The following is a 24535-nucleotide window of genomic DNA, read 5'->3' as shown; positions in this document are numbered from 1 at the left end:
TCGACTCCTTAGAAGGCCATGCTCAAGTGTTCAGCAATCGGACCCAGCGCCAGGGTTGGCAGGAAGGTCAAACCACCCACCAGCAAGATGGTCACGGTCAACAGGGTTACGAACAGCGGGCCATGGGTCGGGAAGCTGTTCTGGCCGATCGGCGCGGTTTTCTTCATCGCGAGGCTGCCGGCCAAGGCCAGCACCGGCAGGATGTAACCGAAGCGCCCGATCAACATGCCCAGGCCCAGCATCAGGTTGTGGAACGCGGTGTTGGCACCGAAGCCGCCAAACGCAGAACCGTTGTTGGCACTGGCCGAGGTGTAGGCGTAGAGCAACTGGCTGAAACCGTGAGCACCGGGGTTGCTCACCGCCGCCACCGGGCCTGGCAGGCTGGCGGCAATTGCGCCGAGCACCAACACACCCACCGGCATCACCAGCAAGGTCACCACCAGCAGCTGAACTTCCCGGGCTTGCAGTTTTTTGCCGAGGTATTCCGGCGTGCGGCCGATCATCAGGCCGGCGAGAAACACCGCGATCAGCACGTTGAGCAACATGCCGTAGAGCCCGGCGCCGACGCCGCCGAAGATCACTTCGCCGACCATCATGTTGACCATCGCGACCATGCCGGTCAGCGGGTTGAGGCTGTCGTGCATGGCGTTGACCGAACCGTTCGACGCCGCGGTGGTGGTCACCGACCACAGCACGGTGGCGGTGGTGCCGAAACGCGCCTCCTTGCCTTCCAGCGGCGCGGTCTGTTCGACGGCGACGTTGGCCAGGGTTGGATTGGGTTGGTATTCAGCCCACAGCGACGTCGCGCCGCCGATCAAAAACAGCGCCAGCATGCAGGCGATGATCGCGCGGCTCTGACGCAGGTCTTTCACGTAATGGCCGAAGGTGAACACCAGCGCCACCGGGATCAGAATGATCGAGGCGACTTCAAACAGGTTGCTCCATGCCGTCGGGTTCTCGAACGGATGCGCTGAGTTGACGCCGAAGAAGCCACCGCCGTTGGTGCCAAGTTGCTTGATCGCAATCTGGCTGGCGGCCGGGCCGAGTGGAATCACCTGATCGACGCCCTGCATCGTCACGGCACTCACATACTGCGCGAAGGTTTGCGGCACACCCTGCCACACCAGATACAGCGCCAGCAGCAGGCACAACGGCAACAGGCCATAGAGGGTGGCGCGGGTCATGTCGACCCAGAAGTTGCCGAGCGTCTTGGTGGACTTGCGACCGATGCCGCGGCAAAGGGCGACCAGCACCGCCAGCCCGGTGGCGGCGCTGACGAAGTTCTGCACGGTGAGGCCGACCATCTGGCTCAAGTAGCTCAGGGATGCTTCGCCACTGTAGGACTGCCAGTTGGTATTGGTCATGAAGCTGACAGCGGTATTGAACGCTTGCGTCCACTCCTGGCCCGGCAGGTTTTGCGGGTTCAGCGGCAAGTGGTCCTGGAACAACAGGATCGCGAACAACAGCAAAAAGCCCGCGAGGTTGAAGGCGAGCAAGGCCAGGGTGTATTTCTGCCAGCTCTGTTCGGCCTGCGGATCGACCCCGGCCACCCGATAGCAGCCACGCTCCACCGGGCCGAGGATCGGCGAAAGCCAGGTGCGCTGCCCTTCCATCACCTTGTAGTAGAAGCGCCCCAGAAACGGTGCCGGAATCAGCACCACAGCGAAGAAGGCGAGAATCAGCCAATAGTCATAACTGTGCATAGCCGCTCCTAGTTCCGGTCCGCGCGCAACAGCGCAACCAACAGATAAATGAACAGCCCCACTGCCAATAGCAGTGACACTCCGTCCAGAACGCTCATGGAAGTTCTCCGTGTTACGGCGTATTGCCGCGTGTGGAGTGATTGTCGGCAGGGAGGCTGTAAAGGCGCGAGATCGAGGGGTGTGGCGGGGCATAAAGAATGCGTAAAGAGTGGGTTTATGCCGGGTTACAGGCTTGCCCGCGAAGGCGGCGGAACAGCCAACAACGCCCCCAACTGGCGCACAAAAGATACTCATATAGCAGCGAACATCCCCGATACGACACCTTTTCGCGCTTTACGACCGCCATCACAATACTGGCACGCCCGCTGCACACGCCCTCCCCTGAGCTTTCCAAACCGTTCAGGGAGCAACACATGAACACACAACTCAAACCCACGCTGGGCACGCTGCACCTGTGGGGAATCGCGGTCGGGCTGGTGATTTCCGGTGAGTACTTCGGCTGGAGTTACGGCTGGGGCGTGGCTGGTACGCTGGGCTTTCTGGTGACCTCATTCATGGTCGCAACGATGTACACCTGCTTCATCTTCAGTTTCACCGAGCTGACCACCGCGATTCCCCATGCCGGCGGTCCCTTTGCCTACAGCCGCCGTGCCTTTGGCGAGAAAGGTGGATTGATTGCCGGGTTGGCGACCCTGATCGAATTCGTCTTCGCGCCGCCAGCGATTGCCCTGGCGATCGGCGCCTACTTGAACGTGCAGTTTCCGGCCCTGGACCCGAAACACGCGGCGGTCGGGGCATATATCGTGTTCATGGGCCTGAACATTCTCGGCGTGAAACTGGCCGCGACCTTCGAACTGGTGGTCTGCGTATTGGCGGTCGCCGAATTGCTGGTATTCATGGGCGTGGTCGCCCCGGCGTTCAGCTTCAGCAACTTCGCGCTCAATGGCTGGGCCGGCTCCGATGTGTTCGGTGCGCCGGCGATTGCCGGGATGTTCGCGGCCATTCCGTTTGCCATCTGGTTCTTCCTGGCTATCGAAGGCGCGGCCATGGCCGCCGAAGAAGCCAAGGACCCGAAGCGCACGATTCCCAAGGCCTACATCAGCGGCATCCTGACGCTGGTGCTGCTGGCCATGGGCGTGATGTTCTTTGCCGGCGGCGTCGGCGACTGGCGCACCCTGTCGAACATCAACGATCCGCTGCCGCAAGCGATGAAAGCCGTGGTCGGCGAAAGCTCCGGCTGGTTGCACATGCTGGTGTGGATCGGCCTGTTCGGCCTGGTGGCGAGTTTCCACGGGATCATCCTCGGCTACTCGCGGCAGTTCTTCGCCCTCGCCCGGGCCGGTTACCTGCCGGCCTCCCTGGCCAAACTGTCGCGCTTCCAGACCCCGCACCGGGCAATCATCGCCGGTGGCGTGATCGGTATCGCGGCGATTTACAGCGACGGTTTGATCAACCTCGGCGGCATGACGCTGACGGCGGCGATGATCACCATAGCTGTTTTCGGAGCGATCGTGATGTACATCATGAGCATGCTCAGCCTGTTCAAACTGCGCAAAACCGAACCGAACCTGGAACGCACTTTTCGCGCGCCTTGCTACCCGTTGGTGCCATTCATTGCGCTGGTGTTGGCGGTGATTTGCCTGGTGGCGATGGCCTGGTTCAACACCTTGATCGGGTTGATCTTCCTCGGCTTCATGGCGGTGGGTTTCGTGTACTTCATGCTGACGGCGCAACTGCGTGCCGATGCGCCGGCGGATGCGATGTTGACCGGGCTCTAAACAGTCGCTGCTCCAAGGATGTACGGCGTCCAGGGCATATCAGGCATAGAATGGAACCACTGCGAAAATTGATCGCTCAAAAGTGGTATGCACGATCGGTTGGCGAAACCCTCGCCCACCGACCTGCCCTCAAGGAGAACGCCTATGCCCTGGTATGCCTGGTTGATTCTGATCGTTGCCATCGGCTCGATCGTTGGCGGTTTGCTGTTGCTGCGTGACACCGCCAACAAGGTCGAACTGACCGATGAGCAACGTAAACGCGTCGCCGAACGCAATGCTGAAGCGGACGCCAAGGATGCGCAGGACCGCTGACCGAAACTGTGGTGAGGGGATTGCCCCCTCGCCACAAAAGCCCCTTCACTTTTCCCAAGCCGCCTTGGCAATGTGCAAGCCATGCAACCCTTTGTAAGCCGCACGCTCCGGCTGGCTCCAGCCTTCAAGCAACGAGTCCTCCAACCGGTAAATCTCCACTCCCAGCGGGCGACACACGCTCAACGGATCCTGCGCATCCGGCCCCCACATGGCGAGCGACAGATCGCCGCCCGGGCAGGTCGATAGCGCACACAGCAGATCAATCTCGGCAAAGAACTCCAGGTAATCGCCCTTCTGCGCCGGGCAGGCTTTCATGAAATACAGGTCATCGTGATTCAGGCCGGTGCACTGGAAAATGTTCAGCACGTCATGCACGTCAAACTCGGTCAGGCCATGGGGTAATACGGCTCGAGTCAGGTTGGAGTGGCAGTGATGATGGAAGTCTTCGCCGGTAAGCATTTTGTTCACGTAAGGATCGCAGCGCGTTCCCAGCAAATCGTGCAGACGCCCGCCGTGCTCGTCGATGCCATAACCAGCCAGGCTATCGTCGGTAATGGTCACCAGCGGCCGTAGAAATGGCAGGTTCGACCAGAGCCGGTCATGGGTGCTGACATGGGCACCCTGCAACTGTCGGGTCCGCGCCGCCCACAAGCGCTCGCGTGGATCGTGGGCATTCCACACATTGAAATCCCCGACTTGCGGGCCGACCGGGGTCGTGACCCTGAACACATGCCCGGCCGGTACATTCCAGGCGCGACCGGTGCGGATCGGCACTTCGAACTGCTCGATCAGCGTGCGCCCCGCTTTCTGGTCACGAATCCTTTCATAAAAGGCTGTGTCCACCTGCAAGGCCGAGCCTTTGCTGACTTGATAGGCCGCCGGATAGTCTTTGTACATGGCACAAATCCTCGATCAGTGATGGGAAGAAGGGGCAAGCATCTGCAACAGGAGGTGTTCGGAGTCGTCGAGATAAAGGCTCATGGCGTCGCCGGCCGCGCGTTTGTCGCCGTCGGCCAGCAAGTCATGTATCTGCCGGTCACGCGCCAGCCAGGGCGCCTGAAAACGTGATTCATCGGGAGCGGTGCAAAACACCAGGCGCAGTTGCGCGACGACGTTGGTGAAGAACTCGTCGAACAATGGACTGCGCAGCAACCCTACGATGTGTTGATGAAAGGCCAGGCTGTGGGTGCCGACTGCGCGCCAGTCCTCACGCTCCCGGGCCAGCTCGGTGGCCTCCAGGGCTTCGAGCATCCGGTCGGACTGATACTCACGCAATGGCTGACTGGCGCTGATGGCTTGCAGTTCCAGGGTGCGCCGAACCTTGAACAGATCGCGCACATCATCGACACCCAGCCTGCGCACCATCACGCCCTTGTTGCGGACATAACGGGTCAGCCCTTCCTGCCCCAGACGGTGCAACGCCTCGCGAATGGTATTGCGCGAGGCGTTGTAGGCCGACACCAGATCGTTTTCCACCAGCGCCATGCCGGGCAGCAAACGACCGCCGATGATGTCAGCGCGCAATTCCAATGTGATGTGATCGGCCAGGGACAGTCCGCTGCTCATACTCAACGCCTCGTGATTGTTCAACAATCGTCTGCGAATGAGTAATCACTATTCGTGCCATCACCTGCCTGTCGTGAACTAGTCCTCCCAGTATTTGAACAACACGCTGGCGTTCACCCCGCCAAATCCAAAGCCGTTGGACATCGCGTAGTCAATGGTCATTGGCCGTGCCTGGCCATGGACGATGTCCACCCCTTGCGCCGCCGGATCCGGGTTATCGAAGTTGAGCGTGGCCGGCACCACCTGATCGCGCAGTGCCAGCAGCGTAAAGATCGCCTCGATCCCGCCTGCGGCGCCGAGCAAATGCCCGGTCGCGGACTTGGTCGACGTTACCGCTATCTTGTTGTCCGAGCCGAACAGCGACTTGATGGCCGCCAACTCCCCAAGATCGCCAACCGGTGTCGAAGTGGCGTGAGCATTGAGATGCTGCACCTGTGCCGGCGAAATACCCGCCTGAGCCAACGCCAGCGCCATCGCCCGACGCGCACCGCTGCCATCCTCCGGCCCGGCGGTCAGGTGATAGGCATCGGCGCTGGTGCCGTAACCGACCAACTCGGCCAACGGCTGAGCACCGCGTGCCAGGGCATGCTCCAGGGATTCGATCACCAGCAGGCCCGAGCCTTCGCCCATGACAAAGCCATCGCGACCACTGTCGAACGGCCGCGAGGCGCGCTCCGGGGTGTCGTTGTAACCGCTGGACAAGGCCCGCGCCGCGGCGAACCCGGCGAGGCTGACGCGATCGATCGCTGCCTCTGCTCCGCCACACACCGCAATGTCCGCCTCGCCGCAGCGAATCAACCGCGCCGCGTCACCAATCGCCTGAACCCCGGCTGCGCACGCTGTTACCGGAGCCCCCAAAGGCCCCTTGAAGCCATGCTGAATCGACACATGCCCTGCGGCGAGGTTGACCAGAAACGAAGGAATGGTGAACGGCGATAACCGCCGCGGGCCACGGCTGTCGGTGGTGCGTACCGCGTCGGCAATCGCGCCGAAACCACCCACGCCCGAGCCGATAATGGTGGCCGTGCGCTCCTGGGCATTGGTGTCCAGCGCTTGCCAACCGGCCTGTTCCAGTGCCTGACGCGCCGCCTCTATGGCGAACAGAATGAAGCGGTCCATCTTCTTCTGCTCTTTGGGCGGCGTCGCCCGATCCGGGTCAAAACCCGCCTCGGCATCTTCCGCCACCGTCGGCACCGCGCCACCGACCGTGGTCGACAGACCGGCAACCACCTCATCCGGCAACGTCCGCAACCCGGAGCGCCCGGCCAACAGACGCGCCCAAACCGCTTCAACACCGCTACCCAACGGAGACACCAGGCCCATGCCCGTGACCACCACTCGACGATTACTCATACTGCAAATACCTCAAGCCGATTCATGGGGCCTCACTTGTAACGTGCGGCGGCCGTGCTTCTGGACAGATTCGGCGCCATCACATAACGCGCCGCGACAAAGGCCTCCCACTCGGAGACATTCGGTAATGAAGGAATGGTGACCAGCTCACCCTGATCCAAACCTGACAACGCCGCGTCGACCATGTCCCCCGCTTCCATGACCATGCTCTCTGGAATCTGGGTCGCATCGATTCCGGAGCGCTCCCAGATCTCGGTGCGTGTTACGCCCGGCAATACCGCCTGGACCTTGACCCCGGTGCCCTCCAGCTCGGCGTTCAACGACTGAGTCAGGCTCAACACATAAGCCTTGCTCGCGCTGTACGTCGCGTTGAACCGCTCGGGAAACAACGCCACCACCGACGCAATGTTAATGATCGTCCCGCGACCAGCCTTGGCAAAACTGGCTGCCGCCGCCGAGGCCAGCCGCGTCACCGTGGTGACGTTCAGCTGAATCAAACGCTCCAGCTGATCCATGTCGGCGTTGGCGAGCAAACCATCCGCCGCGATACCGGCGTTGTTCAGCAACAGACTGATGCTCGAATCACTGCGCAGACGCTGCTCAATCTTCAGCACATCGTCCTTTTGCGTCAGATCCGCCTTGAGTACCTCCACCTGAACACCATGCTCCGCGCGCAATTTGCTCGCAGCAGCCTCCAGCCGTTCCTGATCACGGGCTACCAGCAATAAATCAAAACCACGCGCTGCCAACCGTTGCGCGTAAACCGCACCGATGCCGGAAGAAGCGCCGGTGACAAGGGCAGTACCTTGGGTCTGGACAGAATTCATGACAGTGCTCCTGGGAGGATGCTTAAGGGAAGGCGATCGCCTCAGCGTCAAAGCGCTTCAGCGAATGACGAATTTATTATAGGCATAATCTCACCAGCATATGATAGCCGTAATTTTTTGCATCCCGATGAAAGGCCCCGGATAGCCCTCTGCAGCAAAATAAGCAAAAAGGCCGGTCAATGACCGGCCTCCTGGTGTGGATTTACAAGCTTAGTTCACTTCCAGCTTCTCGCGATTCTTGTCCAGAATGGCTTTGCCGATCCCTTTCACTTCCAGCAGTTCGTCTACCGACGAAAATGGCCCATTACTCTCACGATAAGCAACAATCGCCTTGGCCTTCGCCTCACCAATCCCGGACAACTCCCGTTGCAGGGTTGGCGCATCGGCCCCGTTCAGATCGACCTTGGCGGTTTGCGCCTTGGCGGCAACGTCCAGCATCAACGGTGCCTTGGCAGCCTCTGGCGCAGCCGTCGGCGCAGCGATGGCCGCAATAGAGGCGCTGGTGAGCAGGGCAAAAACCAGAGAGTAGAAATAGCCAGTACGCATAAATGAAGCTCCATGACATCGATTGGAAGAAGCAGCTTTTCCGAAGCTGCCTCCCAAACTTAGGCGATGTGATGGAGCTGTCAAAAGTGTGTCCGTTACAGGATGTGAAACAATCAGGGTTCGAGGCGGCGTTGCTGGTGGATCCAGTCGACGATCTCCCCGTCGGGCGTGTAGCCGCTGACCGTTTCGCGTAGAAGTTGACGGACGCGGGAGTAATCATCCTGTTCGACGGCAAGCAGCAACTCGGTCAAACGCCCCTTGAGCACGTCCCAGGACAAATGGTCTTCGTTGGCGGTCATGATCATCGGATGTGGCGTCGCGGCAACGTTATCGCCGATCAGCAACTCTTCGTAGAGCTTCTCTCCCGGACGCAGGCCAGTAAACTCGATCGAAATATCGCCCTGGGGATTTCGCTCGGAACGGATGCTCAAGCCGGACAGGTGAATCATCTTCTCCGCCAGCTCGACGATCCTTACCGGCTCGCCCATATCCAGCACGAACACATCGCCGCCCTGCCCCATGGAACCGGCCTGAATCACCAGTTGCGCGGCTTCGGGGATGGTCATGAAGTAGCGGGTGATTTTCGGGTGAGTGACGGTCAGCGGGCCGCCGGATTTGATCTGGCTGTGGAACAGCGGGATCACCGAACCGGAAGACCCCAGTACATTACCGAAGCGCACCATGGTGAAACGGGTCTTGTTGACGCGCGATACATTGGCTTTATCGCCGAACAGCACAGGGGCAATTTCACGGCTCAAGGCTTGAAGCGTCAGCTCCGCCAGGCGCTTGGTACTGCCCATGATGTTGGTCGGACGTACGGCCTTGTCGGTGGAGATCAGCACGAAGTTGGCGACCCCCGACTGCAACGCAGCCTGAGCCGTATTCAGGGTTCCGATAACGTTATTCAGCACACCTTCGGCAATGTTGTGCTCGACCATTGGCACATGCTTGTAGGCAGCGGCATGGTAGACGGTGTCCACCCCCCAAGTCTTCATCACATCAAGCAGTTTATGCGGATTACGGATGGAACCGAGGATGGGTAGCAATTTGACCGAGACCGATTCACGGCAGGCGCGCTGCTCCAGTTCCGACAGGATGCTGTAGAGGTTGAACTCACTGTGCTCAAACAGCAGAAGCGTGGTCGGGCCGAGCGAGAATATCTGCCGGCACAGCTCCGAACCGATCGAACCGCCGGCGCCAGTGACCATCACGGTCTTGCCTTTGATACAGCGTTCGAGCAAATCGGCCTGGGCTGGCACGGCATCACGGCCCAGCAAGTCTGCGATATCCACTTCCTGAATGTCTTCAACCTTGACCCGACCGCTGGCCAGGTCGGTGAAGTTAGGAACGCTTCGCACGTGAAGGGGGTAAGCCTCCAGCAGATTGAGAATTTCCCTGCGTCGAGCGCGAGTAGATGACGGCAGCGCCAGGAGAATTTCCTGTGCACCAGTAACGTCGATCATCTGCTGGATGTGTTTGGGTTTGTAGACCTGGAGGCCAGAGATAGAGCGGTCGGCGATGCTGGAGTCGTCGTCGATGAAGGCCACTGGGCGCATCACCCGGCCCATGCGTAACGCGGCAACCAACTGATTGCCTGCCACGCCTGCGCCATAAATGGCGACTTTGGTGAGGCCGTCGTCGCGGCTGGCGAACGGTACGTGCTGGGCGGCGGTGAACCAGTCGCCCATGAAGTATTGACGCATACACAGGCGCAGGCCGCCGATGATGACGAGGCTTAGCCACCAGTAGTTGAAGATGATGGAGCGCGGGACGACGGTTTGGTGGTTGCTGTACCAGTAGACCACGACCGCCAGAATCAGCGAAGACAGGCTGACGGCCTTGATAATGGCAATCAACGCATCGTTACCGAAATAGCGCATGACAGCGCGATACATGCCGAATCGGATAAATAACGGAATGGCGACGACAGGAGCGCTGACAAACAGCCAGAAATGGACCTTGAGGGGGTTGTACATGTCATCAACACCCAATCGGACGATAAACGCCAACCACAGGGCGAGCCAAACCAGAAAAATATCTGTGCCTACCTGAATCAGTCGTTTTTGCCGTCTGGGAAGCCCTACAAGACGCTGCCTGACCTTATCCATGAACTCTTCAAACACCTCAGCCACCTCTCCTCACCTGCCGCAACTCTATAGGCGCATCCAATCCACGTTAGACACAAATGACAGGACTGTTGCTCAGTTCTTCATTGATGCCCCTTCGAGGTCTCCCGCGCGAAACTTTATTGCCAGTACAAGCAGTGGAGCATAGGCCAGAATCATGCCAAAACTACCGTCCAGGCCATAATGTGTAACCCCTAGAGCGATTGGCAACAACCAAAGCAAATTGATCGCCCCAACAGCCGCAGTAACCGGTAAATGCTTGCCAAACCGCCGGGAGGCGAACTGATAGGCATGGCTACGGTGCGCTTCATAAACCTTATCGCCTCTGAGCAAACGGCGAAACAGGGTGAATGTCGCATCGACGATGAATACGCCGAGCAAAATCAGCCAGCCCCACAGTAAGTCGGCAGAGAACCACATAGCTTGAAGCGACAGCCCTCCGAGCACAATGCCCAGGAATCCGCTCCCGGCATCCCCCATGAAAATCCTGGCGGGAGGGAAGTTCCAAAAGAGAAAACCCGCAACGGAAACGGCCAATAGCAATGGCGCCCAGACCAGGTCCGTCGCACCATCCACCCAATACAGAAGACACGCGCCAAGACAAACACAAATCGCCTCGACGCTGGCAATGCCATCGATACCGTCCATGAAATTGTAAAGGTTGAGCAACCACACCAGATAGAACGCCGCCAACACATGGCCCAACCAACCGAGGTCGAACGTTCCCCCCCAGATCTCGACGGCCGGCAATCCACCTAACCAGAACAGCAACCACATCGACGCAACGAAATGCCCCAGCAAACGCCAACGGGCGGCGATGTGTCCGTGGTCATCCATAAATCCGATAAGGGCGATCAGAGCGCCTGCACCGACGATTGCCAAAAACGGTGAGGAAGGCATCAACCCGGCAAACAAAAGCATTCCCAACGCCAATGTAAACGCCAGAACAATCGCAACCCCTCCCCCCCGAGGCGTGGGAACCGAATGAGAGCTTCGGGCATTGGGAATATCCATCAGGCTTCGAGACAGAGCGTAATGACGCAGCGCCCAGGTAAGGGAAAAAGACACAGCACCGATGACAGGGATAAACCAGCCATAACTCATGATTTACGGGAATCCAGAAAATGTTGCGCCGTCTGACCCAACGCTTTATCGAAGGGGACCGGAGGAGTCCAGCCCAGGAGTTGTCGGTTTTTGCTGATATCAACCTGCAAGGAACCGAGAATACGATCAGACAGCGCTCGCTTACCCAGTAACGCTGCCACGCCACTCATGAGCCAGGCAGGAATCGGTAACAAGATGGCAGGTTTGCCCAGAGCGCCCGCCAGCTTGCGCAACAGTTGCGTGGTCGATACGTCCTCGCCATCACTGACCAGGAACACTTGATTGGCCGCCGCCGGATGATCGGAACACGTCACGATCAAATCCACCAAATTGTCTATGGCAACAAGACTGCGGTGGTTGTGGACGGCGCCGAAAGGCAAAGGAACGCCACGGTACAACCAGCGCATCATGCTGAGGAAGTTGGCCTTGACGCCGGGCCCGTAGACCAGCACCGGGCGGATGATGACCACTTCCATGCCCGTATCGGCGGCGAGTAACTTCAAGCCTTGCTCAGCCTCAAGCTTCGAGATCCCGTAAGGGTCAATCGGAGCCGGCACGTCATCGGCCCTGTATGCAGTGCCGGGCCGAGTACCCTCGCCGTTTACCTTGATCGAGCTGATGTAGATAAAGCGTTTCACTCCGGACGCCGCAGCCTCGCGAGCAAGGTTCAACGTCGCCTCGACATTGACTTCACGAAACGCCGCCAGCGGATCGAGAGAAACGTCTTTCATGACGTGAACACGAGCAGCCGCATGGACTACAACATCGACGTCGGCAAGCGCGTCACTCCAATCGTTTGTGCCATTGAGAGTCGTCAACGGTAGGACGCGCGCCCCCACCGGGAGCACCGCAGACGTGGCCCGGACCGGCGCCACAACAGCACAGTCGGGCAACTGCACCAATCGTTGAATCAGTGCGCGCCCTAGAAAACCACTGCCACCGGTAACCAGGAATGTTTTTGATCTCATCGGTGACCCTTGGGAATACAAAGAACATCTATGCTCTGCCCGTCCGCAGAGACGTTTCGAACATAGATGATTTGCTGCAAATACTGAAGTCAGGCCTGGAGCCACTACGTCAAAGCAGGGACCGATAAATCTCTGCGTAGGATTTTGCCATCGAATCAGCTGAAAACACTTCTTCAAAACGCTGTGCAGCCGCCTCACCCATCGAAGCCGCAACCGCTGGTTGATTCCAGAGGTGGTTCATTGCCTGCGCCAGCGCGGCAGAATCGCGAGGAGGCACAACCAACCCGGTTTCTCCTGCGATATTGATGTAAGTCGTGCCGGAGCCAATCTCGCAAGAAATCATCGGCTTCCCGTACATGGCCCCCTCAAGCAACGAAATACCGAAAGATTCGGATCTGAGGTGCGACGGGAAAACGAACGCATAGCAGAGCGTCAGCAGAGCCGCTTTATCTTCATCTGGCAAGCCGCCGAGAAAATGTACATTCGACAGCCCCAATTGATTCGCCTGAGCTTTCAGCTCCATTTCAAGGTGGCCGCCCCCCAGAATGACAACGGGCAATTGAGTGGTTTTTGCAGCTTCAAGTAGGTAGTCCAGCCCTTTGTAGTAGCGCAGCGCCCCCACAAACAGGAAAAAACGTTCCCCAAGGCGTGCGCGCCAGAAATCCAGCTTTTCAGCAGAGGGCGTCGGGTAGGTTTGCCGATCCAGCCCATAGGGAACAACGCGGACTTTGTCTTTGAAGCGCGTCAGCACCGGACTGCTTTCAGCGTAGTTGGGAGATGAAGCAACGATACAGTCAACGCTGGACAAGAAGCGGTTCATCAATGGCTGATAAAGCTTGAGCAGTGTCTTTTGTTTGACGATATCAGAGTGATAACTGACAACGGCGGGTTTGCGGATTCGACTGGCGAAATGCACAAGATCCATGTAAGGCCACGGAAAATGGTAGTGAACAATGTCTGCCTTATGCGCCAGTTCGGCAAAATCCTTGAACGCCGATAGCGAGAAACCGGTCGACGCTACATGCAGGTCGAGTTTGGAGCGATGAGTCAGGTGGTGCCCCACCTGTTCATTACGCGCCGCACCTCGCTCACTGAGGTAAAGAACTTCGGACTCAAAGCCGTGCTTTGTCCCACCTTCAGCAATCTGAAAGATAACCTGCTCAATGCCACCCATAGTCTCCGGGTAGTATGTCTTGAAGAAGTGCAGAACCTTGATCATTGTCCCTTGACCACCTTCTGATAAACCTCAAGTGTTTCCATTGCGCAGCGTTCCCACGAAAATCTCGCCGCATGCAACAAGCCTTGCTCGACGGCGCTGGAACGCCACGACTCATCTTCCAGCCCCCGCCGGATAAGCCCTGTCAACGTTTCGACGTCCATGGCTTCGCACATCAGGGCCGCATTGCCAGCGACTTCCGGAAGTGAGGAGCTGTTTGAACAAACGACAGGAACGCCAGAGCTCATGGCCTCCAGAACCGGCAAGCCGAACCCCTCATACAACGACGGAAAGGTAAACAGTCGAGCGCCGGCAAACAGCAGAGGAAGGTCTTCACTGGGTACAAACCCCAGGTAATAGGCCCAGCCTTCACGCCGTGCGCTTTCGAGCCGCTGGTGAATGCTCTCGTTCCGCCAGCCATGGTAGCCGGTGAGCACCAAAGGCCAACGCTTGCGCACTTCCAGCGGCAGACGTGAATAAGCATCAAGCAACGTTTCGATATTCTTGCGAGGCTCGATCGTCCCGACAAACAGGCTGTAACCACCCACCTCAAGACCATGGCGCGCAAGCGTGCTTCTGAGTTCGTCCGCGCTACGAGGATGAAACTCGGCGGAACTGGCCAGCGGCACCGTATGGATACGCTCAATCGGCCAGGAGAAATACTCCGCCAACTCCTTACGTGTGTACTCGGAGTCCGTGATCAACGCGTCTGCTCGTACCAGCGTGGTTTTCAGCTCTTTCTGCAAATAGCGCACAAGTTGCGGCGCATGGCAGTGAGACCAGGTAAACGGAGACAGATCGTGGAAAGTAGCAACACTGCGGCCGGCAAAGGGCGGCAGGAAATAATTCGGGCTATGGTAAAGAAAATCACCATGATTTTTTAACGCTTGCTTCCTGAGCAACGGCATAAGAAGCCGATAGGCTTCAACCGCCAGGAAGTTTTTCTGCACCGCTCGTTTCAAGCCATAACCGTTACCCGATTCGTTGGCAGCCGTAGGCAGCGCAGGCAAAAATCGCCGACCGGCGAAAAACTGCAGGTCGGTGATTTCCGGATTCTGCTGCAATCGCAGCGCCAATTCGTAGGTGTAACGACCAATACCGGTCAGCGGAAAACGGACTGGCTCAACAGAAAGAATTAACTTCATTTATTCGGCCGTCAGCATCCAGCTCAGGGTTTCGCCCAGTGGAGGGGTTGTCCAGCCGGGAACCAGTGCACGCAACCGCGAATTGTCCCCGCACAACGTCTTCACTTCATTGGCACGCACGAAAGCTGGATTTACTTCGACCACAATATCGTGCCCGGTAAACCCTTTGCACAGATCGATGACTTCACGAAGCGAATGGGTATTACCAGAGCTGACATTTATAGTCTGCCCCAGCGGCTTGGCCTCGATGAGTCCTCGATAGGCCTTTACCAACGCGCGAACATCACTGAAATCGCGCCAGACATCAAGATTGCCCAATTCGATCTTTTGCGCCTTGCGACGGAAATGCGAAACAATTTTCGGCAACAAGAAGTTCTCGGCCTGGCCAACACCGGTGTAGTTGAAAGGGCGGGTAATGACGATAGGCAGGCGCTCGTGCCAAAGGTTGGCCATGTACTCCATGGCCAACTTGCTAACGGCATAATCGTTGGCCGGCGCCGGAGCTGTGGTCTCCGACAACAGGCCACCGGAAGCATTGCCATAGACATTGGCGCTGCTGGCGATCAGCACGCAATCCAGGGATTTCCCACTGGCCGCGACGGCTTCCAGCAGATTGCGCGTGCCTATCAAATTCACTTGATAGAACGCATCCGCTGCGCCATGCCCGACAAACGCCAATGCCGCGAGATGAACTACAACATCCGGCTGAATCTTTGCCAGCAACGTACGCAGACCAGGGCCATCGGCCAAGTCCACCTGGTGATAATTGCGATCGTCGGAAGGCTGACTGCCCAACCCGATAACCTCGTAGCCATGAGCCCGAAGTTCATCCGCCATGTAACGACCGGTGAAACCTTGAATACCTGTAATCAGAGCACGTTTGCCAGCAATGGTCATCAGAACGAAAATCCTTGCTCATTACGACGCAGGTCCGCTTCGACCATCATGCGGCACAACTCTTCCAGAGAGGTTTTCGGCTCCCAACCCAAAACTTCCTTGGCTTTGGCCGGGTTGCCGATCAGCAACTCAACTTCAGTCGGGCGGTAGAATTTCGGGTTAATGGTGATCAGCACCTTACCGGTAGCCGCATCAGTGCCCTGCTCAGCCTCTGCAGTACCCGCCCAGGAAATGGTAATACCAACGGCCTTGAAAGCCATGGATACGAAGTCGCGAACAGTCTCGGTGCGGTTAGTCGCCAATACGAAGGTGTCCGGCTCATCGGACTGCAGCATGCGCCACATCCCTTCGACGTACTCCTTGGCAAAACCCCAGTCGCGCTTGGCGTCGAGGTTACCCAGTTCCATCTTGTCCAACAGACCCAGTTTGATCTTGGCTACGGAGTCAGTGATCTTGCGGGTCACGAACTCACGGCCACGCAGTGGGGATTCGTGGTTGAACAAGATACCGCTGGTCGCGAAAATTCCGTACGACTCGCGATAGTTGATGGTCATCCAGTGAGCGTAGAGCTTGGCCACGCCATAAGGGCTGCGCGGATAGAAAGGCGTGCTTTCGACCTGCGGGATAGCTTGCACCTTGCCAAACATCTCGGAGGTGGATGCCTGGTAGAAACGAACCTTCGGATTAACGATGCGAATCGCTTCGAGAAGATTTACTGCGCCGAGGCCAGTGATTTCGGCAGTTGTGATCGGCTGCTCGAACGAAACACCCACGAAGCTCTGCGCCGCAAGGTTGTAGACCTCGGTGGCTTCGGTGGTCTGCAGCAAACGAATGCTGGCAGACAGATCGGTCAGATCGTATTCGACCAAATGCAGATTAGGGTTGGACTGGATGCCCAACTCTTCGATACGCCAGAAATTGACAGAACTGGTACGACGGTAGGTACCGTATACGGTGTACCCCTTCTCCAGCAGCAGTTCCGCCAGATAGGCGCCGTCTTGACCAGTGATGCCAGTAACAATTGCTTTCATGCGAATCCTCTAAACTCCATCTTGAGCCTTGGTTGGTTTGCTCATCAACATGCGCGGTGGGCGCCGTAGCGACTCTAGTTTGTAATGATACCTAAATTGCCCCCCCTAAAGGAACTTTACAGGATGCAGAAACTCACGCCTCCTGTCGCTCGAACGCAGTAGCACACACACCAAAAAAAAGCTAGACGATCTGTAATTTTCCGAGCGAACTACAGGAAACCTCAATAAAAAACCCCATCACAAAAGTGGCGAGGTCTTTTATTCACATCAACTTAAACTCTTGTATATCGGCTCTAGCCCGCCTTGACACACCTTACCAACTAGCAGTGACGGAATACTCATAAAATAGTCACCACCTAAAATTGAAGTCGCAATGATACAAAGCCAATCCCTAGCTTACGCATATCACCGCCGCCAGGAGAGATCGGTGCGGGTGGAAAGAACGAAATGCTATCTACCGCCCCCCCCTTTTGATCAACGTCCAATCGAACTTCCGATACTTCGCTGGAAAGCTCTATCGAATACTCACGGGCACCAACCATAACTTTTATAGGTTTATTCGCGTTAGAAGCAAAAGCCCGCGCAGTCAAAATCAGCGTGAATTTTTGTGGTAACGGAGAACTAAATTTCAGAAGAATATTCGAAGAAACGTTTTTATCGGACCAACGCCCCCACGGCTCAATTACCGAAAACCCAGTAGCGTTAGAAATAAAATCGGGCCAACCCGCCCGAGTAAAATCTATCCCTTCCTGTAAGCTAGCGAAATACCGAGGCCCCAAATGATCTACATGATAACCGGACTTCTCCATTATCTGCCCTACACTAAGCCCCACCAAATTGGCACTTTCAACCGAGTTCAACTTGAAAAAAACAAGCTCTCCATTTGAGCTAATCAACAGAGGTGGTACACCAAGTAACTTAGTTAAATTCTCGACCAAAGCCTGTGCATTGTCGACATAACCACGCCGATCAATATAAATACCATTAAACCCCAAGCGCCGCAGAACTTCCAACTGCTTATCCATAGGTTCCCGAGCAAGAGACCGATAGAACATATCACCATCGCGCCCCTTCATCCCTCCAAAACTCCAATGAAGAGCCTTCGAATGAAGAAATCCTGCAGCAAGATCATAATTGACGAGACGATTGAGGACTGGAGTTTCCGGAAATGCCATGTAAGGTAATTGATAAACAGCTCCCCCTTCAGGTAGCGATTGCTCAATACTTCTTACAAAATCCCGATCACTCTCGTAGGTCGTTTTTTCACGAAAGTTACAAGCCGTACAAGCAGGAACCGTCTGATCATATATACCAATTACAAGCACAAACAATGCCGCAACAAATGAATAAACCGAAAATCTCGCTGCAAAGTTATTTATAAGCATCTGAATGGCAATAAAGAAAATCAGTATACTTGCAAACGCGATAAAAACACTAACCCTATTCCACCCTCTAATTGACGACGATATTAATGAAGAAAAAACCGCACCCAACCCTCCAACTGTACCAACCAAAAAAAGCACAACAACGATTGCTACTAACAAACTGATCTTTGAATCCATCCTCACCCCGACCACCGAGGCAAGCAGAAACAAAAAAGTCATTAACAACCCCAGAGACGCAACAACACCCAGAGTTGACATGTAATTTTCATTAACCAACGGAAATGAAGAATTATAAAAATTTGTAAATGCACCCATGCTAGAAATTCGATGATCAGCTCTTGGAAGGATCAACTGAATTAATTTAAAACCGTATATTTCAGCTTCAACCGGAGACCTCTGAGCAACCTCTGTATTGACACCGTTTTCACGCGCACCTATTAAATTTGGCGCTACATTAATCAAAACCCCAAGAACCAAGACAAAAGATATCGCTAACGCCCGCTTCACTCCCAAAAAATTTTTAAATCTGAGTAAATTCAAAAAGCCCGCCAGCAAAATAATTATTATACCAAATAATGCATAATAAACCCCAAAAGATGAAAGAACTAAAAGAACAAAAAACACCCCCACCCTATTAAACCATCGCCCCCTATTAACATCTATAAAACCATCACCCCTACAACTATAAATAGAAAAAGCCCAGTAAAAAAACAACGGAACAACAAAATACCAAGTGTAAAATAAATGAACAATCCGAAGAAAATGAAATGGCAAAAATGCAAAAAGCAATGCACCAACAAACGAAAAACAACGCGAAATGCCAAACACTCTAGCAACAGAGAAAGCGGAGGCAAATACAACAGAAAAACCGAGCAAAAAAAACAGATTTACAGAAACAAAACTATCACCCGACAACATAGCGAGAGTTTTGATAATTAAATGACTACCAAAATCAGAACCCGGAAAGTCTAAAAAATTCGAACCAAACGGATAGCCGCTTCGGGGATTATCAAACACCCAGCCCTCAGCTACACGCTGAGCCATCCACGCATGAAAAAGACTATCCACAGAATATGAGTATGGGTAAGAGATATTTGGCCACAGTCCGGCCGGCCAACCAGTCATTAAAACGCTCGCCAGAAACAAGGACAAGACAGAACCAAAAATTATTAATTTCCAGTCCCCTCTGAAAGCCGCCCACAAAGACACAAGCGGTGGTTCCGGGTTTATTTCTGGCACACCGCCGAGCATTTTATTTGAGATCACAGCTATCAACTTCCCACTAAACTAATCAAAATTTACGCGTTCTGACTCAACCACAAGCGGCATATTACGAACTTGCGTATGCACCGACCCTATATATTCGCCCAACATACCTAGAAATAGTATTTGCACCGAACTGAAGAAAAACAGAGAAATCAACATCGGCGCAACACCGAGCTGAAAGGAATCCCAGTACAGTATTTTCGCGACAAAGAAGCAAAAGGCTATTAACAAACTGAGTAGAGCAAGTACCCCGCCCCCCATAACCATCAGACGCAAAGGAACTTTCGAATGATTTGTTATACCCAGCATTGCGATATCATAGAGGGTATAAAAATTATTCTTCGTAATTCCGCGCTGACGCCGTGGCTGTTTGAAAGGAACGGTGGCGATGGGGAAACCGATCTCGCAAAGAAGTCCCCGGAAGTAAGGATAAGGGTCATCAATCTTTTTCAAGATATCAATGACAACGCGATCAAACAGCCCCGCGCCCGTGGCATTTTTTACAAGAGGGACTTCTGATATCCGGGAAACAAACCGGTAATAAGCCTTCCTGGCAAAAAACATCAACGGCGATTCTTCGCTCTCAGGCTTGACCGCTAGGACGGTTTTAAAACCTTCTTCCCATTTCCGGATGAATTCTTCAATCATCTCAGGCGGGTCCTGAAGGTCAGAAGCGATCAAAACACACGCATCACCTTTAGTTTGTAATAGCGCGTGATAGGGTGAGCGTATATGGCCAAAGTTTCTGGCATTCAGAATCAGCTTAACCCGCTTGTCTCGGGCAGCGATCCCTCTGAGCTTCGGAATACTTCCATCGGTTGAACAATTATCAATAAAAATATGTTCGTAGTCATAATCCTGCTTGGACATAACATCGCAGATACGCTGGTAAAGCTCATCAATATTAGCTTCTTCGTTGTAACACGGCGTCACGATACTTATAAGCTTACGCATAATTAAAAACAAACCTATTATTTATAAAGAAGGACAGTATTGCCATCGGAAGAATCAATGCTATACCAGACACATACGGAACAACCCCAAAGCATGCAAGACTCGCTATACCCCCGAGATTGATGCAATATACGAACGCATACCCAATAACAAACCTAACGATCAGCCTATTATCTTTAGAGCCGAAAACCAATGAGCCTGTACTTTTAAAATTGAACGCCACACCTAAAATGGTCGCCAAAAATAACGCAGCGCTGTAGTGGAGACCAAAATAGATAAATATTGCAAAGCAGCCATAACCAAAAGCAGCGTTCAACAAGCCGACAAGCAAGAACCTCAGGAACTTTACTTTTAGTAGATTACGAAGCATCACAACCTGACTTCCCTAACGGCGTCGTTACCAAGGTACAATTCAATCTCGCTCAAAACGCCACTCAATGATGACTCAACAGGCATGTAGCCAAACTTTTCAGCATTACGATTGAGCGAATAGTAGTTTGACTTGGCCCCTGTGGCATTTAGTTTTGCGCTGTCGCCAACCACTTCGAACTGAAGGCCAAACTCATGTTTTATACTGGACAACAAAGAAAACTTGTCGATCGGCTCCAATGTATAACAATCAACAACATCATTTGCCGGAGGAGCAGAAAGTATTTTTTTAACCAACTGAAAAAAATCAGCCGGAGCCAGGTAATCCCTCACCATATTCTCTGGCGACACACCCAACACTTGATTTGACTTAATGGCTCGTAAGATATCGCTCAAGAAAAAACGCGCATCTATAGATTGCCGATGACTGAAATAGCCAAACACTCTTACATCAACAACATTTAAATCAGGCATCGCACGATGGCGACATTCGGCATAAAACTTTGCGATCGAATACCAATCTTGTGATTGTAAGTTATTTATTGGAAATAAAGCTTTAGTACCTTCACCCACAGGCTCTTCAAAGCTTGAGCCGTAAGCAGCACCACTGCTGAGGAAGATATACTTGCACGATGGATGCTGCTTCAGGTAGGACAGCGCCAGTTGATCGTACTGCTCTGTCACTTCAAAAATTTGCGCGCCCATCATTTTTGCACGTGCGGGATCACCAACGCCCACAAAATTGATAATTGCATCAAAACAACTATCAACACTGAAACTGGAGTAATCCAACACCGGATATGACTTGCGTTCAGCAATTCTTCGAATATCCGAATCCAGCGCAGCCACCTCTCGCAAAAACAGCTGGCAATGATAGCCTGTGCTATTGGCAAAAGAGGCAACCAAGTCTTTGGCAATATGACTATTGGCGCCCAATATCGCAATATTCATTCATTGACATCCAACTGAAGTATAGGCGTCTGCTCATCAATAGGGCGACCAAATTCCAATCTCGGTCGGCACTCTCTGGCATCAGGCATAAGCACTTCAATCAGCATAGGTTTTTGCTCATTAAAAAACTCTAGTACTGCGACACGGAACTGCTCAAGATCAAACACACTGCTCGACTTGACACCGTAGGCATTACCTATTGCTTCAAACTGAGAGGTATAACCATCCCAATAAGTTGATGAGTTCCGCCCCTCAAAGTACATTTCCTGAAAACCACGGACCATGCCCAGCGAGTGATTATTCAAAACAATTGTCAATATAGGGAGTTGATCGCGCGCAATAATATCCAACTCCTGAATATTGAGTTGCGCACCGCCGTCACCTGTAATAACAACTACTGGCTTATTGGTAGCATAACAAACCCCAACAGCAGCGGGAATCGCAAATCCCATCGTGCCCAAGCCACCTGAATGATGCATGGCTTGGTCTTTGCTCAGTTTGATCGTATGCGCGGCCCACATCTGGTTATTGCCGACATCCGCCACGTAGTCAAGCGCTCGCCCCTCTGCGAGCTCATTCAACATACTAAACAAGTTGAATGGGCTAATTTTCCAATCCGAGTACTCATCGACAAAAGTCTGTTTGAACTTTCGCGTCAAGCCATCCAGCCAAAGCTTCCACTCAGGATTGATCTCGCTCCCATATCGTATGAACTGCGCAAAAACTTTATCCAGGCTGATTTCGTATGAAAAGTGAGCACTCACTCTGTTGTTGAGTTGCCCCTGCTCAAGATCGAACTGGATTATCTCCGCATGCGGGGCGAAGCTTTCAGGCTTTGCCCCCGTCTGCCGCACATCCATACGGCTACCTAAAACGATCAGAAGGTCGCAGTTCTGAACAGCATAATTTGCGACCCGAGTGCCATAGGCACCTAACATGCCAAGATAAGAATCACTCGCCGGCAGTTTTTCAGCACCTTTCAAGCTGGCAACATGAGGAATTCCCAACTGATTGATCAGCGAAAGCCACTCAGGAAAGCCAGGTGCATTAACCGCCCCTCCGCCAATAAGAAACAACGGTCGACAGGCTCGCTCCAACTTGGAGTTAACAACTTCAAAATCCAAAAAATCGTTGTCGCTATTTCCAACGTCACTCTGGCAAGTTAAAAAACCGCTCAATGTCGAGTCATCAATCTCGGCGCGCTGGATATCCATCGGAATATCCAGCAACACCGGGCCGGGACGACCTTCTTTAGCGATTTTAATGGCTTTGAGCAGACATGGAATCAACTCATCAACATGAGTGACTTGGTAAGCATACTTGGTGATACTTTTAACCAGCGCAACACTGTCCAGTTCCTGGAAACCTTGTTGACGTATCGCCCTGTCACCTTTTAGTTCGTAAGTATTGACTTGGCCAGTTAAAAATATGCACGGGTGACTATCGAGCCAGCAATCAGCAATGCCAGTCATCAGGTTTGTTGCGCCAGGGCCACTTGTCCCCAACGCCACACCCAAGACCTTATGATTGGTAGCACGTGAAACTGCAGATGCAGCAAAGGCTGCGCCTTGCTCGTGGTGCATAGATATTAATTTTGTTTTACCTAACAAATTAATACTGTCCACCAGATGGGTAATCATCCCACCAATAAGCTCAAAACCATACAGAACATTATTGTCTGCAAGTACTTTTGCTACTGCATCTGAAGCTTTCATATTTTAGAAACCAATCCCGAAGAACTCTTCCAACTTCTCACCAACGTAATCGAAATGCTCCTGCCCCAACGCCGGCTGCACACCGAGCCAGAAGGTCTGATTCATAGTACGGTCAGTATTGGTCAACTCACCGACCACACGATACTCGATGTTGTGGAAGTAAGGTTGACGAGTCAGGTTTCCTGCGAAAAGCAACCGGGTGCCGATCTTGTTCTGGTCGAGAAACTTGAGCAAGTCTACACGGTTGACGCCAGCACTTTCCTTGAGGGTAACCGGAAATCCGAACCAGGAAGGATCGCTATTAGGAGTAGCTTCAGCGATTTCAAGAAATTCGCTCAAACTAGCAAGACGGTCCTTGAGTAGGTTGAAGTTACGCTTGCGAGTATCGATAAACTCTTGAGCACGATCCAGTTGCGCCAAACCGCAGGCTGCCTGCATATCAGTGATTTTGAGGTTGTAGCCCAAGTGTGCATATACATACTTGTGATCGTAACCCTGAGGCAGGCTTCCGAACTGCTGACCAAAACGATTACCGCACGTATCGTCACATCCCGGAGCGCAGTAGCAATCCCGCCCCCAGTCGCGGAAAGACTCGGCAATCAGTTTGAGCTGGGCATTGTTGGTGAAAACTGCACCGCCCTCCCCCATAGTGATGTGGTGCGCAGGATAGAAACTGAGGGTTGCGATATCGCCAAAAGTACCGACCAGCTTACCGTCATAGGTAGCACCGAGCGCATCGCAGCAATCTTCGACCAGCCAGAGATTGTACTTCTCGCACAGCTCCTTGACCTTCTTCAGATTGAAGGGGTTACCCAAAGTATGGGCAAGCATGATGGCTTTGGTTTTTGGCGTGATGGCCGCTTCAATCAGGTCAGCATTGATGTTGTGAGTCGCCATATCAACATCGACGAACACAGGAATGGCGCCGAACTGGACGATAGGATTGACGGTTGTCGGGAAGCCGGCTGCCACGCCAATCACTTCATCACCCTTTTTGATCGCACGGTCACCGAGTTTGGGCGACGTCAGGGTACTGAAGGCCACCAGGTTGGCAGAGGAGCCGGAGTTAACGGTAAGCAGGTAGTTGACGCCCAGAAAGTCGGCGAGTTTTTTTTCAAACTCAGCATTGAAGCGGCCTGTCGTCAGCCAACCATCGAGGGATGCTTCCACCATCAGTTGCAGTTCGCGTGCGCCAATCACCTTCCCTGATGGAGGAATGACACTTTCACCAGGGACAAAAGGTTTGGCAGCCAAAGCTGTTTGGGCGTAACGCTCAACGAGCTGGCTGATTTCCTGACGGAGCATATCGGGTGTCATGAGATT

Annotated in this window: 22 protein-coding genes; 2 read left to right on the top strand and 20 right to left on the bottom strand. The window is 53.9% G+C overall.

What is annotated here, in order from left to right; translation table 11 throughout:
• Positions 1 to 8 precede the first annotated feature (8 nt).
• A complete protein-coding gene (gene kdpA / locus PMI21_RS08995) occupies positions 9 to 1703 on the bottom strand; it encodes a potassium-transporting ATPase subunit KdpA (RefSeq protein ID WP_007939965.1) in 1695 nt (564 codons plus the stop codon).
• An 8-nt stretch (positions 1704 to 1711) separates the two neighbouring features.
• Positions 1712 to 1801 (bottom strand): K(+)-transporting ATPase subunit F, encoded by a 90-nt coding sequence (kdpF, locus tag PMI21_RS29065; RefSeq protein WP_007899818.1) that lies wholly within the window; start codon positions 1799 to 1801, stop codon positions 1712 to 1714.
• A 315-nt stretch (positions 1802 to 2116) separates the two neighbouring features.
• Between kdpF and eat the strand changes: the two genes are divergently transcribed.
• On the top strand, positions 2117 to 3481 hold the full coding sequence (eat, locus tag PMI21_RS09000; protein WP_007939964.1) for an ethanolamine permease: 1365 nt from the start codon (positions 2117 to 2119) through the stop codon (positions 3479 to 3481).
• Positions 3482 to 3625: 144 nt separating this feature from the next.
• Positions 3626 to 3793: a DUF2897 family protein gene (locus PMI21_RS29060; protein ID WP_007939963.1), complete on the top strand. Its 168-nt coding sequence runs from the start codon at positions 3626 to 3628 to the stop codon at positions 3791 to 3793.
• A 45-nt stretch (positions 3794 to 3838) separates the two neighbouring features.
• Here PMI21_RS29060 and PMI21_RS09005 read toward each other — a convergent pair whose 3' ends face one another.
• The 18 genes from PMI21_RS09005 to rfbH form a co-directional block, all read right to left on the bottom strand.
• Positions 3839 to 4690, bottom strand: a complete 852-nt coding sequence (locus PMI21_RS09005; protein ID WP_007939961.1) for an urea carboxylase-associated family protein — start codon at positions 4688 to 4690, stop codon at positions 3839 to 3841.
• A 15-nt stretch (positions 4691 to 4705) separates the two neighbouring features.
• Positions 4706 to 5359, bottom strand: a complete 654-nt coding sequence (locus PMI21_RS09010) for a GntR family transcriptional regulator (RefSeq protein WP_007939959.1) — start codon at positions 5357 to 5359, stop codon at positions 4706 to 4708.
• Between the two features lie 78 nt (positions 5360 to 5437).
• Positions 5438 to 6712: a beta-ketoacyl-ACP synthase II gene (fabF, locus tag PMI21_RS09015; protein ID WP_007939958.1), complete on the bottom strand. Its 1275-nt coding sequence runs from the start codon at positions 6710 to 6712 to the stop codon at positions 5438 to 5440.
• A gap of 32 nt (positions 6713 to 6744) precedes the next feature.
• A complete protein-coding gene (locus tag PMI21_RS09020; protein WP_007939957.1) occupies positions 6745 to 7539 on the bottom strand; it encodes an SDR family NAD(P)-dependent oxidoreductase in 795 nt (264 codons plus the stop codon).
• 210 nt (positions 7540 to 7749) lie between these two features.
• The gene (locus tag PMI21_RS09025; protein ID WP_007939956.1) at positions 7750 to 8085 is read right to left on the bottom strand and encodes a ComEA family DNA-binding protein; all 336 of its coding nucleotides are present in this window, start codon (positions 8083 to 8085) and stop codon (positions 7750 to 7752) included.
• Positions 8086 to 8198: 113 nt separating this feature from the next.
• A complete protein-coding gene (locus tag PMI21_RS09030) occupies positions 8199 to 10193 on the bottom strand; it encodes a polysaccharide biosynthesis protein (RefSeq protein WP_033064127.1) in 1995 nt (664 codons plus the stop codon).
• 93 nt (positions 10194 to 10286) lie between these two features.
• Positions 10287 to 11315 (bottom strand): MraY family glycosyltransferase, encoded by a 1029-nt coding sequence (locus tag PMI21_RS09035; protein ID WP_007939954.1) that lies wholly within the window; start codon positions 11313 to 11315, stop codon positions 10287 to 10289.
• Positions 11312 to 12283 carry a UDP-glucose 4-epimerase family protein gene (locus PMI21_RS09040; protein WP_007939953.1) on the bottom strand — a complete coding sequence of 324 codons (972 nt, stop codon included), beginning with the start codon at positions 12281 to 12283 and terminating at the stop codon, positions 11312 to 11314. Before PMI21_RS09040 ends, PMI21_RS09035 begins: the two co-directional genes overlap by 4 nt.
• 109 nt (positions 12284 to 12392) lie before the next feature.
• Positions 12393 to 13502: a glycosyltransferase family 4 protein gene (locus PMI21_RS09045; RefSeq protein WP_007939951.1), complete on the bottom strand. Its 1110-nt coding sequence runs from the start codon at positions 13500 to 13502 to the stop codon at positions 12393 to 12395.
• Positions 13499 to 14644 (bottom strand): glycosyltransferase family 4 protein, encoded by a 1146-nt coding sequence (locus tag PMI21_RS09050; protein ID WP_007939949.1) that lies wholly within the window; start codon positions 14642 to 14644, stop codon positions 13499 to 13501. The genes PMI21_RS09045 and PMI21_RS09050 overlap by 4 nt, the downstream gene beginning before the upstream one ends.
• Positions 14645 to 15541 carry a GDP-mannose 4,6-dehydratase gene (locus PMI21_RS09055; RefSeq protein ID WP_007939948.1) on the bottom strand — a complete coding sequence of 299 codons (897 nt, stop codon included), beginning with the start codon at positions 15539 to 15541 and terminating at the stop codon, positions 14645 to 14647. It abuts the gene before it with no gap.
• Positions 15541 to 16572 carry a GDP-mannose 4,6-dehydratase gene (gene gmd / locus PMI21_RS09060; protein ID WP_007939947.1) on the bottom strand — a complete coding sequence of 344 codons (1032 nt, stop codon included), beginning with the start codon at positions 16570 to 16572 and terminating at the stop codon, positions 15541 to 15543. Before gmd ends, PMI21_RS09055 begins: the two co-directional genes overlap by 1 nt.
• Before the next feature lie 356 nt (positions 16573 to 16928).
• Entirely contained in the window at positions 16929 to 19223 is a 2295-nt protein-coding gene (locus tag PMI21_RS09065) for a DUF7024 domain-containing protein (protein ID WP_238541226.1), read from the bottom strand.
• A gap of 21 nt (positions 19224 to 19244) precedes the next feature.
• The gene (locus tag PMI21_RS09070; protein WP_007939944.1) at positions 19245 to 20177 is read right to left on the bottom strand and encodes a glycosyltransferase family 2 protein; all 933 of its coding nucleotides are present in this window, start codon (positions 20175 to 20177) and stop codon (positions 19245 to 19247) included.
• On the bottom strand, positions 20170 to 20547 hold the full coding sequence (locus tag PMI21_RS0128230) for a GtrA family protein (protein WP_033064114.1): 378 nt from the start codon (positions 20545 to 20547) through the stop codon (positions 20170 to 20172). Before PMI21_RS0128230 ends, PMI21_RS09070 begins: the two co-directional genes overlap by 8 nt.
• On the bottom strand, positions 20547 to 21497 hold the full coding sequence (locus tag PMI21_RS09075; protein WP_007939943.1) for an NAD-dependent epimerase/dehydratase family protein: 951 nt from the start codon (positions 21495 to 21497) through the stop codon (positions 20547 to 20549). Before PMI21_RS09075 ends, PMI21_RS0128230 begins: the two co-directional genes overlap by 1 nt.
• Positions 21494 to 23212, bottom strand: a complete 1719-nt coding sequence (locus PMI21_RS09080; RefSeq protein ID WP_033064113.1) for a thiamine pyrophosphate-binding protein — start codon at positions 23210 to 23212, stop codon at positions 21494 to 21496. Before PMI21_RS09080 ends, PMI21_RS09075 begins: the two co-directional genes overlap by 4 nt.
• Before the next feature lie 3 nt (positions 23213 to 23215).
• Positions 23216 to 24529, bottom strand: a complete 1314-nt coding sequence (gene rfbH / locus PMI21_RS09085; protein ID WP_007939941.1) for a lipopolysaccharide biosynthesis protein RfbH — start codon at positions 24527 to 24529, stop codon at positions 23216 to 23218.
• Between the last annotated feature and the right edge of the window lie 6 nt (positions 24530 to 24535).

The sequence above is a fragment of the Pseudomonas sp. GM18 genome (assembly GCF_000282195.1).
Taxonomy (GTDB): Bacteria; Pseudomonadota; Gammaproteobacteria; order Pseudomonadales; family Pseudomonadaceae; genus Aquipseudomonas.
This window is presented reverse-complemented; position numbering and strand designations above follow the sequence as displayed.